The 11,869-nt window shown below is 64.2% G+C and carries 12 protein-coding genes; all 12 read left to right on the top strand.

What is annotated here, in order from left to right; translation table 11 throughout:
• The first annotated feature begins 1 nt into the window (after position 1).
• The 12 genes from pyrF to ribD all read left to right on the top strand — a co-directional run bounded on the left by pyrF (position 2) and on the right by ribD (position 11,858).
• The gene (gene pyrF, locus IAU67_RS04650; RefSeq protein ID WP_225723440.1) at positions 2-856 is read left to right on the top strand and encodes an orotidine-5'-phosphate decarboxylase; all 855 of its coding nucleotides are present in this window, start codon (positions 2-4) and stop codon (positions 854-856) included.
• A 177-nt stretch (positions 857-1,033) separates the two neighbouring features.
• On the top strand, positions 1,034-1,354 hold the full coding sequence (gene mihF / locus IAU67_RS04645) for an integration host factor, actinobacterial type (protein ID WP_151841561.1): 321 nt from the start codon (positions 1,034-1,036) through the stop codon (positions 1,352-1,354).
• A gap of 2 nt (positions 1,355-1,356) precedes the next feature.
• A complete protein-coding gene (gene gmk, locus IAU67_RS04640; protein WP_151841560.1) occupies positions 1,357-1,941 on the top strand; it encodes a guanylate kinase in 585 nt (194 codons plus the stop codon).
• Between the two features lie 57 nt (positions 1,942-1,998).
• Complete coding sequence (gene rpoZ, locus IAU67_RS04635; protein ID WP_151842376.1) at positions 1,999-2,250, top strand: DNA-directed RNA polymerase subunit omega; 252 nt, start codon at positions 1,999-2,001, stop codon at positions 2,248-2,250.
• A 91-nt stretch (positions 2,251-2,341) separates the two neighbouring features.
• Positions 2,342-3,622 (top strand): bifunctional phosphopantothenoylcysteine decarboxylase/phosphopantothenate--cysteine ligase CoaBC, encoded by a 1,281-nt coding sequence (coaBC, locus tag IAU67_RS04630; RefSeq protein WP_225723439.1) that lies wholly within the window; start codon positions 2,342-2,344, stop codon positions 3,620-3,622.
• A 66-nt stretch (positions 3,623-3,688) separates the two neighbouring features.
• The gene (metK, locus tag IAU67_RS04625) at positions 3,689-4,909 is read left to right on the top strand and encodes a methionine adenosyltransferase (protein ID WP_151841558.1); all 1,221 of its coding nucleotides are present in this window, start codon (positions 3,689-3,691) and stop codon (positions 4,907-4,909) included.
• 20 nt (positions 4,910-4,929) lie between these two features.
• Positions 4,930-6,999, top strand: a complete 2,070-nt coding sequence (locus IAU67_RS04620; protein ID WP_151841557.1) for a primosomal protein N' — start codon at positions 4,930-4,932, stop codon at positions 6,997-6,999.
• 10 nt (positions 7,000-7,009) lie between these two features.
• On the top strand, positions 7,010-7,513 hold the full coding sequence (def, locus tag IAU67_RS04615) for a peptide deformylase (RefSeq protein ID WP_151841556.1): 504 nt from the start codon (positions 7,010-7,012) through the stop codon (positions 7,511-7,513).
• A 7-nt stretch (positions 7,514-7,520) separates the two neighbouring features.
• Complete coding sequence (gene fmt / locus IAU67_RS04610) at positions 7,521-8,507, top strand: methionyl-tRNA formyltransferase (RefSeq protein WP_151841555.1); 987 nt, start codon at positions 7,521-7,523, stop codon at positions 8,505-8,507.
• 3 nt (positions 8,508-8,510) lie between these two features.
• A complete protein-coding gene (locus IAU67_RS04605) occupies positions 8,511-10,049 on the top strand; it encodes an RsmB/NOP family class I SAM-dependent RNA methyltransferase (RefSeq protein ID WP_151841554.1) in 1,539 nt (512 codons plus the stop codon).
• Positions 10,050-10,074: 25 nt separating this feature from the next.
• On the top strand, positions 10,075-10,761 hold the full coding sequence (rpe, locus tag IAU67_RS04600) for a ribulose-phosphate 3-epimerase (RefSeq protein WP_151841553.1): 687 nt from the start codon (positions 10,075-10,077) through the stop codon (positions 10,759-10,761).
• A 26-nt stretch (positions 10,762-10,787) separates the two neighbouring features.
• Complete coding sequence (ribD, locus tag IAU67_RS04595; RefSeq protein WP_151841552.1) at positions 10,788-11,858, top strand: bifunctional diaminohydroxyphosphoribosylaminopyrimidine deaminase/5-amino-6-(5-phosphoribosylamino)uracil reductase RibD; 1,071 nt, start codon at positions 10,788-10,790, stop codon at positions 11,856-11,858.
• The last annotated feature ends 11 nt before the right edge of the window (positions 11,859-11,869 follow it).

The raw sequence follows: 11,869 nt of genomic DNA, 5'->3' as shown, positions 1-11,869 counted from the left end.
CGTGAGTAACCAGGCAACCGCCGCAGCACCGACGTTTGGCCAGCGCTTCCTGGAGCGCGCCGAGCGCTTCGGACCGCTGTGTGTGGGTATGGACCCGCACGCGGGCATCCTTGAGCAGTGGAGCCTTCCGAACACTGTGGAGGGGCTGCGTGCCTTCTCCGAGATCTGTGTGGAGGCGTTTTCGGACCGCGCGTGCGTGGTTAAGCCACAGGTGGCGTTTTATGAGGCCTTCGGCTCTGCTGGATTTGCCGTGCTGGAGGAGTCCATTCGTGCGTTGCGCGAGGCCGGAGTACTCGTGATTGCCGACGCCAAGCGCGGTGACATCGGGACCACCATGGCGGGATACGCCGCGGCGTGGTTGCGGCCGGGTTCCCCGCTGGAGGTGGATGCCGTCACCGTGTCTCCGTACCTTGGTTTCGATTCCTTGCACCCCGTCTTCGAGCTGGCTGAGGAACACGGCAAGGGTGCAATTGTCCTGGCAGCAACCTCTAATCCGGAGGCCCCCTCTCTCCAGGCAGGGGTAGTGGAGGGTATCCGCGGTGAGCGAGTGAGTGTAGCCCAGGACATCGTGGACCGGGCGTCGGACATTAATAGGCACCATGAGCGGGCGGGCAACATCGGCGTGGTGATCGGCGCGACCCTCACCGAAGCACCCGACTTGTCGCAGGTCAACGGCATGATTCTCATGCCCGGCGTGGGTGCACAAGGTGGCACGGTCCAGGACGTCAAACGACTCACCGGCACCAGCTACCCGTTAGTGTCCCCTAACGTGTCTCGATCGGTGCTTCGCACGGGTCCTGACATCGCTGACCTGCGGGTGGCGATCGACACGCAATCTGCCGAGCTGTTGAAATAGCAGGCCACCATAGTGCTAGACTATCTGGAGTTATTTCGCGTCAGCCCCCGGACGCACTGCGCTTCCACGCGAGAAATATCTCCGGGGCCTGCACGTTTAAGGCAACAACTGCCCTTAAGCCGCGAAACCTAACTCGCATAATTAGTACATACCGATTTTGATACAACGGAGGATCCCGTGGCACTTCCCCAGCTGACCCCGGAACAGCGCGCAGAAGCATTGAAGAAGGCAGCAGAGGCACGTAAGGCACGTGCTGAACTGCGTGAGAAGCTCAAGCGCGGTGGAACCGACCTGAAGCAGGTTCTGAAGGACGCTGAGACCGACCCGATCCTGGGCAAGATGAAGGTGTCCGCTCTGCTGGTTTCTCTGCCAAAGGTGGGAAAGGTCAAGGCTGAGGAGATCATGAACCAGCTGGAGATCGCTCCAACCCGCCGTCTGCGTGGCCTGGGTGACCGTCAGCGTCGTGCTCTGCTCGAGCACTTCGGCTTCGAGGCTTAATCTTGAGCGAGTCTCTGAACAACGGATGCGCGGTCGTTCTTGCGGGGCCTGCGGGAGTGGGAAAGTCCACGATCGTGAGCCGGTTGCGCAATGAGGTCCCTGATCTGTTTTTCAGCGTGTCCATGACCACTCGCGATCCGCGCCCCGGCGAGGTGCACGGTAGGGATTACCTGTACGTCACCCGGGAGGAGTTCCAGGGGCATATCGACGCCGGCGAGATGTTGGAATGGGCTGAGATCCATGGCGGATTGCAGCTCTCCGGCACTCCCCGTATCCCTGTGGAGGAGGCGTTGTCCGCGTCCCGCCCGGTGCTCATCGAGGTGGATGTGGTGGGCGCACGCAATGTGAAGAAGCTTCTGCCCGAGGTGCGGACTGTGTTCCTGGCGCCTCCCTCGTGGGAGGTGCTCGTGGAGCGCCTTACCGGCAGAGGTACTGAATCCCAAGAGATCATTGATCGTCGCCTGGAAACAGCTAAGGTGGAGATGGACGCACGTTCAGAGTTTGATCACATTGTGGTCAACGATGATCTCGATAAGACCGTTGCGGATATCACCGCGTTGTTGATGCCGCAGTCTTCGACGCACTAGCAAAGCAATAGAAAAGAAGGAATATCTGTGGAAAACCACGGCACTAATCCGAACGCTATGGTGTTTGACCCACCAGTGGGCATTACCAACCCGCCCATTGATGATCTACTCACCAAGGTGTCCTCGAAGTACGCATTGGCGATTTTCGCTGCTAAGCGTGCGCGCCAGATCAACGACTACTACCAAACTGTCGATGAAGGCGTGTTTGAGTTCGTGGGACCACTGGTGACTCCTGACGTTCACGAGAAGCCACTCTCCATCGCTATGCGTGAGATCAACCGCGATCTTCTGGAGCACACTGAGGGCTAGACTCTCACATTCGCGGCCGTCGCCGGATCATTCCTGATCCGGTGGCGGCCGTTCACATGTGTGTAGGTCCTGGCGGGTATGGTGGGTGATTGTGAATCAAACCTCTGAGCACTCCCACACTTCTTTGTCCGTGATCGTTGGCGTTTCCGGTGGCATTGCTGCCTACAAGGCCGCGCATCTCGTGCGCTTCTTTAAAGAGCAGGGCCACGACGTGCGCGTGATTCCCACGGACGCAGCGCTGAACTTTGTGGGGGCGGCGACCTTCGAGGCGCTCAGCGGTAACCCGGTGGATACGCACGTGTTCGAGGCGGTGGACGAGGTTCAGCACGTCCGGCTGGGCCAGGAGGCGGATCTGATTGTTATTGCGCCGGCCACGGCCGATTGCATGGCGCGTATCGCTCAAGGACGGGCTGACGATTTGCTGACCGCGAGCGTGCTGGTGGCGACGTGCCCGGTGGTGCTGGCGCCGGCGATGCACACGGAGATGTGGCTCAATCCTGCAACGCAGGACAATGTGGCGACCTTGCGGCGTCATGGAAAGATCGTGTTGGAGCCCGCCCACGGGCGTTTGACGGGGGCCGACTCGGGCCCTGGACGGATGCCGGAGCCGGCGCATATCGGTCGCTTGGCCGAGGCGGTGGTGGACAACCCTGAGGTGTTCCGTCGGGATCTGGAGGGCACACGGGTTCTCATCAGTGCTGGAGGTACGCACGAGGCACTGGATCCTGTTCGCTTCCTCGGCAATGCCTCCAGCGGCAAGCAGGGATTTGCGTTGGCGGATGTGGCGGCTCAGCGCGGGGCAGAGGTAACGATCGTTGCCGGGGTGACGGAGGATCTGGATGTTCCATCCGGCGCGGACATCATCAGGGTGCGCAGCGCTCTGGAGATGAAGGAGGCGATGGACGCACGCGCTCAGGATGCCGATGTGGTCATCATGGCCGCTGCGGTGGCTGATTATCGCCCGGCGTCGGTGGCGGAGGCCAAGCTCAAGAAGGGATCAGAAACGGCGCTGGATACGCTGCAGCTGGTGGAGAACCCGGATATTCTGGCCGGATTGGTGCAGGCACGCCACGATGGGCAGATTTCAGCGTCCACGGCAATTGTGGGCTTTGCGGCGGAGACCGGCGATGACTCCGCGTCTCCTCTGGATCATGGGATCGCGAAGTTTCAGCATAAAGGCTGTGACCTGTTGATGTGCAATGCCGTGGGCGATGGCAAGGTGTTTGGGCAGGATCACTCGCAGGGGTGGATCATTTCTCGCGGGGAGGAGGACACGGGGTCCGCTCCTCATGTGGTGGAGGTGGATGCCGGCACGAAGCTCCACGTCGCGGCGCGTATATGGGATGAGATCCACCGACTCACCCGCGCTTAGATGACAAACATAGACAGCTTGGTCTAGTATGAACCTCAATATTGTTTAACCAGGATAGGACACCCCTTGTCTCCACGACTTTTTACCAGTGAATCGGTCACCGAGGGCCACCCGGATAAGATTTGCGACGCCATCAGCGATACCATCTTGGACGCGTTGCTGAGCAAGGACCCCGAATCCCGCGTGGCCGTGGAAACTGTGGTCACCACAGGGCTCGTTCACGTGGTCGGCGAAATCCGCACCACCGCGTACGTAGAAATCCCTCAGCTCGTCCGCGAGACGCTGCGCCGCATCGGCTTCACCAGCTCCGAGGTGGGATTCGACGGCACCACCTGTGGTGTGTCCGTCTCCGTAGGCGAGCAGTCGATGGAGATCGCTGAGGGTGTGGACTCCTCCTGGGAATCCCGCAACGCCGAGGGTGGCGCCGTCGACGATGAGGATATGCTGGGCGCCGGCGACCAGGGCCTGATGTTCGGCTACGCCACCAACGAGACCCCGGAGCTCATGCCGCTGCCGATCTCCCTGGCTCACCGTTTGGCCCAGCGTCTCACCTTCGTACGCAAGCAGGGTATCGTGTTGGATCTTCGCCCCGACGGCAAGACCCAGGTCACCCTGGAGTACGACGAGAACGGCAAGCCCACCCGCATTGACACGATCGTCATCTCCACGCAGCACGACCGGGATGTGAACGCTGATGAGCTCGCCGAGGCGCTGCGCGAACACGTGGTGGACTTCGTGCTGGAGGACTCTGGTGTGAAGGACATCCTGCGCACCGACGACTTCACCCTGCTGGTCAACCCGTCTGGCTCTTTTGTCCTCGGCGGACCTGCCGGCGATGCGGGCCTGACCGGCCGCAAGATCATCGTGGACACCTACGGTGGCATGGCTCGACACGGTGGCGGCGCCTTCTCCGGCAAGGACCCCAGCAAGGTGGACCGCTCCGGTGCCTACGCTATGCGCTGGGTTGCGAAGAACATCGTCGCCGCTGGCCTCGCGGAGCGCGCCGAGGTGCAGGTGGCCTACGCCATTGGCCGTGCACGCCCCGTGGGCCTGTACGTCGAAACCTTCGGCACGGAAACCGTTCCCGTGGAGGACATCCAAACCGCCGTCACCGAGGTCTTTGACCTGCGTCCGCACGCGATTCTGCGCGACCTGGACCTGAAGCGTCCGCTGTACGCACAGACCGCAGCCTACGGCCACTTCGGCCGCACGGACGTGGACCTTCCATGGGAGCGCACGGACCGCGTGGAGGAACTCCAGGCGGCTGTGAAGGCCACCCAGAAGTAGGCGCTGAGAAGCCCCTACCCATGGATGCACCGATAGCCCGAGTTCTGCCGCTAGTGGGCGTGCCCCACCTCGACCGGCTCTTTGACTACTCGGTGCCCGAGAAACTGGACGCGCAGGCCCAGCCGGGCGTGCGTGTCCGCGTGCGCTTTTCTGGCCGCTTGATCGATGCGTTTGTGATTGAACGACGCCGACAGTCCGCGCACACCGGGGCTCTCTCACCCCTGGAGAGAGTCATTTCTCCCCAGGTGGTGTTGCCCACCTACCTGTGGGAGCTGGTCAATACCCTGGCCACCAGAAGTGCCGGAACCCGCGGGGATATACTGCGCTCGTTCATCCCCTCCCGCCACGCCACCGCCGAAAAAGCAGGGCTGTTTCACAATGGCCGGCCCTGGCCGGACCTCGTGGGCTCGCTGGTCAACACGGATGAGCTCACGGAGCACGCACGGCACAATGCTTACGAGGCCGTGGACGCGTTCAGGCATGGGCGCGCCTACCTGGATGCTGTGCTGGCGGGCAAGCCGGCGCGCGCCTCGATGATGGTGCCCCCGGGCCGCTCCATCCCCGAGTTGGTGGGGCACATAACGAGCGCTGTGGCGTGGGTGAGCCGGGCGTCGGTTCTTATTATCGCCCCGAACGGCCGCACCGTGGATCGGGTGACCGAGGCGCTGAAGACGTCCATGTCCGCCGCGCAGGTGACGGAGATGACGGCAGCGCACGGCCCTTCGGCACGCTACCGGCGGTATCTCTCGATTCTTCAGGGGCAGGCGCGCGTGGTGGTGGGCACGCGTGCGGCCGCGCTGGCGCCGCTGAAAGACCTGCGGCTGATCATCGTGCTGGGGGAGTCCGATGATTCTCTGGTGGATCCACGCGCGCCCTATCTGCATGCCCGCGAGATCGCACGCGTGCGCTCCGAGCAGCAAGGTTGCGCGCTGCTGCTGCCGCACGTGCATCGCTCGGCGGAGGTGCAGCAGTGGATGGAGGAGGGCTTCATCCATCCGCTGGAAATGCCGCGGCCGGCACTCGAGGCGTATCTGCCGACGATGAGTGGACTCGCGGAGGATGATCTGGCGGTAGAGCGAGAGCTGCACTCGCCGGGTTCGCGTGTGCCCGGGATCGCGTTTCAAGCCCTCCGTGAGGCACTCGCTGAAGACCACCCAGTGCTGGTGCAGGTGCCGCGCAGGGGTTATGCACCAGGGCTGGCGTGCGCTCGCTGCCGAACCTCCGCGCGCTGCCGGAAGTGCAACGGTCCGCTGGAGTTGCCCAGCAGCACCGGCGACGCGCACAACCACCCGCAGGTGCAGAGCCCGCGGTGCCGGTGGTGCGGCCACACGGCAGGGCACTTCACCTGCACCTCCTGCGGCAATCACACACTGCGCATGACGGTGATCGGCCAGGATCGCACCGCAGAGGAGCTAGGCCGCGCCTTCCCCGGGGTTCCCGTGATCACCTCCGGCGGGAACACTATCCATCCCACCGTCCCGGATTCCCGGGGCCTGGTCATCGCCACCCCGGGCTCCGAGCCGATGGTGGACGGGGGCCTGTACGGCGCAGCACTGCTCATGGACCCCTGGATCACGTTGAACCGCGCGGACCTGAGGGCACAGGAGCACGCGCTGCGACAATGGCTGGAGGCTGCCGCCCTGGTGCACAGCGCCGAGCAGGGCGGACACGTGGTGATCGTGGCAGATGCTCATCTGCTTCCGGTGCGCGATCTGTTGACCTGGAATCCGGCCGCAGCTGCGCGGCGCGAGCTGCAGTCCCGCGCGGAGGCTGCCCTGCCGCCGGCGGTGTCCGTGGCGGCGATTGACGGCACGTCCTCGTCCATCGAGGGGCTTCTGGATTCCTGGGAGCGTCCCGAGAGCGTGGAGTTGCTGGGCCCGGTGGAGCTGCCCGAGGGCATCCGCCTACCCGCCGGCCTGGAGCCGCACCGCGCGTCCGAGGCGCGTCGCATGATCGCGCGCATTCCCCGCGCGGAGATGGACTCCTTCGGCGCCAGTTTGAAGACCGCGCAATCGGTGCGGTCCAGCCAGTCGCGGTCGGTGGGCTCCGGACCGCTACGCGTTGTGATTGATCCCGTGCGCATCGGCTAGGCTGTTGGGCATGACTGTCCTTCAGATGCGCTATTTCGGTGACCCTGTCCTGCGAACCGTCGCCGACGAGATTCCGGCTGACCAGGTGGGCGACCAGACGCTCCGCACGCTGGTCGACGACATGTTGGAAACGATGGATGCCTACGGCGGCGTGGGGCTGGCGGCCAACCAGGTGGGCATCACCCGTCGTGTGTTCGTGTACGACTGCGAGGGCGATCGCGGGCACATCATCAACCCCGAATGGGAGGCACTGGGGGAGGAGACTCAGACGGGCCCGGAGGGGTGCCTGTCCGTGCCGGGCGTGGGCGGGGAGGTGACCCGTGCGCAGCGCGTGCGGGTCACTGGCGTGACGGTGGATGGCGAGCCGGTGGATCGCGAGGTCACGGATCTGCTGGCGCGGTGCGTGCAGCATGAAACGGACCACCTCGATGGGATCATGTTCCTGCAGCATCTCAGCAGCGAGCAGCGCAAGGAGGCCATGAAGGCCATCCGCACGTCCGAGTGGTTTAAGTAGGCCGCTTGTGAAAATCATCTTTGCTGGAACCCCTGAACCCGCCGCCGTGGTTCTTGAGCATCTGCTGACCCGTCCTGATATCGAGGTGCTCGCCGTGGTGACTCAACCCGACGCCCAGCGCGGGCGAGGACGCTCTCTCTACCCCTCGAAGGTTGCCGAGGTTGCCGCGGCTCATGAGCTTCCCACCTATAAGTGGAGCACCCTGAAGGCGGACACCCCGGACGGCCAGGATGCGCGCGCATCCCTCGAAGCCTTGGCGGAGCAGGGAGCCACGGCCGCGGCAGTCGTTGCCTACGGCAACCTCATTCCCAGAGATCTGTTGGATGTGTTCCAGCATGGCTGGATCAACCTACACTATTCTCTTCTTCCTCGGTGGCGCGGCGCGGCGCCGGTGCAAGCAGCGATCGCGGAGGGGGACGCGACGACGGGGGCGTCGACCTTCCGGATTGCCGCGGGCATGGACACAGGTCCCATGATTGACGCGGTGACGGAGCCCATCGGCATGGAGGACACAGCCGATGACCTGCTGACGCGGCTGACGTATGCGGGCCGAGAGCTGCTGGCGCAGACGCTCAGCGCGTTGGAGGACGGGACGGCCGAGCTCACGCCTCAGGAGGATGCGCAGGCCACGCATGCATCGAAGATCTCCAGCGCGGATGCTCAGATCGATTGGGGGCGTGCAGCGCACGTCATTCAGCGCGTGGCGCGCGCCCACACCCCTGCGCCGGGGGCGTGGACCGTGCTGAAGGGGCAGCGTGTCAAGATCGGCATGATGCTGCCTGTACCGGAGGATCAGGGTGTTTCGTTAAGGCCGGGTGAGTTGCACGCATCCAAAACAGAGCTGTTAGTAGGCACCGGGGAGGGCCTGCTGAAGATCACTCGCATTCAGCCTCCGGGCAAGAAGATGATGAACGCCGCGGATTGGGCGCGCGGCCAACAGGAGCTGTTGAGCAGCGGTGCCTGCTTCGAGCGTCGCGATGGAGAGGAACGGTAAGTCATGGCAGGTTTTCGCTCACGTAGCGAGTCCCAGCGGTCGCAGAAGTCTCAGAAGTCCCAGCCACGGCGAGGACAGGACGGCGGCCGCGCGAAGGGATACCAGCAGCGTCGTCCCCAGGAGCGTCAGGAAAAGCCGAAGCTCCGCGGTAGTGGGGACGCCGTCCGCGATGTTGCACTCAGCGTGCTGCGCCAGGTGACGGAGGAGGACGCATACGCCAACCTGGTGGCCCCTCAGGCCATTCGCCGCGCGGGGCTGAAGGGCCGGGACGCGGCCTTCGCCACGGAGCTGATCTACGGAAGCCTGCGTGCGACGGGTCTGCTGGATGCCGTGATTGCACTGGCCGCCGGCCGCGAAGTGGAGAAGATCGACTCCATGGCCTTGGACATTCTGAGGCTCGGTACCTACCAGATCTTGAGAACCCGCGTGGAGGACCATGCGGCGGTGGATACGTCGGTGAATCTGGCGAAGGCCTTCGGCGCCCAGCGTGCCAGCGGCTTCATCAATGGTGTGTTGCGTACCGTAACCCGCACGCCCGCGGAAGACTGGGTGGCGCGCGTGGCCGGTGGCTCCAACATTGCGGATGTCTCGCTGCGTCATGCCCACCCGGCGTGGATCGGCGAGGTATTCAACGAGTCGCTGGGCGGAAGCTCCACCAGCATCGCGCCCGATCTGGAGGAGGCTCTGACGGCTGACGACGCGCGCCCGATCGTTCATCTGGCTGCCCGACCGGGCTTGATGAGCGCCGAGGAGCTGGCGTTAGTCTCCGGCGGTACGGAGGGACGGTTTTCTCCCTACGCGGTCTATGTGGACGACGGCGCCCCGCGCGACCTGGATCCCATCAAGGAGAAGCTGGCCAGCGTGCAGGACGAGGGCTCGCAGCTGATTGCACTCACGCTGGTGCGTGCGGCACTGGATAAGCAGGACTCCGGCCGCTGGCTGGACCTGTGCGCTGGCCCTGGTGGAAAGACTGCGTTCATTGGGTCCTGGGCCGTGGGTGAGGAGGCCGCAGTGGATGCCGTGGAGATCACGCCGCACCGCGCCACGCTCATTTCCCAGGCTCTGGATGCGGACATGCCGGTGACCGTGCATGTGGGCGATGGCCGCACGCTCCAGGACATCGACAGCCTGGACTATCCCGATGGGGGCTTTGACCGCATCCTGGTCGATGCGCCGTGCTCCGGCTTGGGTGCGCTGCGCCGCCGTCCGGAGGCTCGTTGGCGGAAGACTCCCCGCGATGTGCCGCAGCTGGTGGCCCTGCAAAGGGAGCTGCTCACGGCCGCGTATGAGGCCGTCGCTCCCGGAGGGGTGGTGGTGTATTCCACCTGCTCGCCGCACCGGGCGGAAACCAGTGATGTGGTGCGCTTCGTGGCGCACAAGACGGGCGCCCGGATCGAGGATGCACGCCAGGCCCTCCCGGAGCTCAAGGACACCACGACCACCGCTGCGGGCGGCGAGGATCAGTTCATCCAGCTGTGGCCGCATCGGCATGGCACCGATGCGATGTTCATCGCTGTGCTGACAAAGCCGGTCGAACAGTAGGCTCATCGAACAGTAGGGTAGAGGTATGACTCAACAGACGGTAATCGCCCCATCCATTCTGGCCGCGGACTTCGGCAAGCTTGTCGAGGAGATTCAGCGCGTCCCCGAGGCGGACTGGCTTCACATCGACGTGATGGATGGCCACTTTGTGCCGAACCTGTCCTTCGGGTTACCTGTCGCGAAATCCCTGGTGGGGCACACTGAGCAGCATCTGGACGTCCACTTGATGATCGAGGATCCGGAGCGCTGGGCGCCCGATTACGCGCAGGATTTCCACTCCGTCACCTTCCATCTGGAGGCTGTGAAGGATATCGACGCCGCGCGCGATCTGGCCGCTGCACTCCGAGATGCCGGCACGATGGCTGGCGTGTCGATCAAGCCGAATACTCCCGTGGAGCCTCTCTTGGATCACCTGGATGCCTTCGACATTATCTTGGTGATGTCCGTGGAGCCGGGCTTCGGAGGCCAATCCTTCATGCCCGAGGTGCTCTCGAAGGTTCAGCAGCTGCGAAGCCGCATTGACCAGGAGGGGCTGTCCACGCTTATTGAGATCGACGGCGGAATCGGCGTGGACACCGCCGCCCAGTCTGCGGCCGCCGGTGTGGACGTCTATGTGGCGGGCTCGTCGGTGTTCGGTGCCGAAAACCCTGCGGCTCAGGTGGAGGCGATCCGCCAGGCCGCAGAATCCGCGTCGATCCCTACAGCGAACTAGCAGTGGGAGTGCACAACCTTCCCACGATGGAGCTGTTTCGCGAGGCGGACAGAATCTCCAGGCAGGTCATGGGCAACACCAGCCCGAACCCTCCGGTCGGGGCGCTTATCCTCGACCCGGAGGGCACCATCATCGGCCGCGGCGCAACGCAGCCTGCCGGTGGCGCGCATGCCGAGGTCATGGCGGTGAGAGATGCGCTGCGCAGCCGCCGATCGCTCACAGGCTGCCGAGCGGTCGTCACGCTGGAGCCGTGCAATCATACGGGGCGCACAGGGCCGTGCAGTGAGATGCTGCGTGAGCACGGTGTGTCTCGGGTGGATTTTCTGTTCGCCGATCCGCACAAGCCCGCCAGTGGGGGCGCGGCAACTCTACGCGAGGCCGGCGTGACCGTCGAGGGGCCCTACCTGGATTTCCCCCTGAAAACTCCTCATGACCAGCCCGTGTGGGCGCTCGAAGCATGGCTCACGTCCGTGCTGCTGGGCAGGCCGCACGTGACGCTCAAGTGGGCAAGCACCGTGGATGGCCACATTGCCGCCCGCGATGGAAGCAGTCAGTGGATCACCGGCGAGGTGGCGCGCCACCAGGTGCACGAGGATCGGTCGCACCGCGATGCGATTGTGGTGGGGACAGGCACGGTCCGTGCGGATAATCCGCGCTTAAACGCCCGGACACCCGACGGCTCTGCGTACCCCGTGGAGCATCAGCCACTGCGCGTGGTCGTGGGACGCACGCCGGTGCCCTCCAGCGCGGCCATCGTCGGCTCGGATGATCACTTTCTTCAGATCGCCTCCCACGATGTGCACGACGTCCTGGCGCAGCTTCACTCCCGTGGCGTGGTGTCCGTTCTGGTTGAAGGCGGAGGCACCCTCTTGAGCGCTTTTATGGAGGCCGGGTGCGTGGATGAAATCCATGCCTATCTAGCGCCGGCGATCCTGGGCGGTGGGCAAGGGATTTTTGGGCACGCCCACAACTCCTTGGGCCGCTCCATGGACGATATTGTCCGTTTTATCCCCCGGCAGATGGAGCGCTTGGGGGAGGGAGTGCACTCCGATTATCGGTGGACCATGACCCGGCCCTGGGAATCCTCGCGCGCATAAACACACACCAT

This window comes from Corynebacterium zhongnanshanii (assembly GCF_014490575.1).
In the GTDB taxonomy this organism is placed as follows: Bacteria; Actinomycetota; Actinomycetes; order Mycobacteriales; family Mycobacteriaceae; genus Corynebacterium; species Corynebacterium zhongnanshanii.
This window is presented reverse-complemented; position numbering and strand designations above follow the sequence as displayed.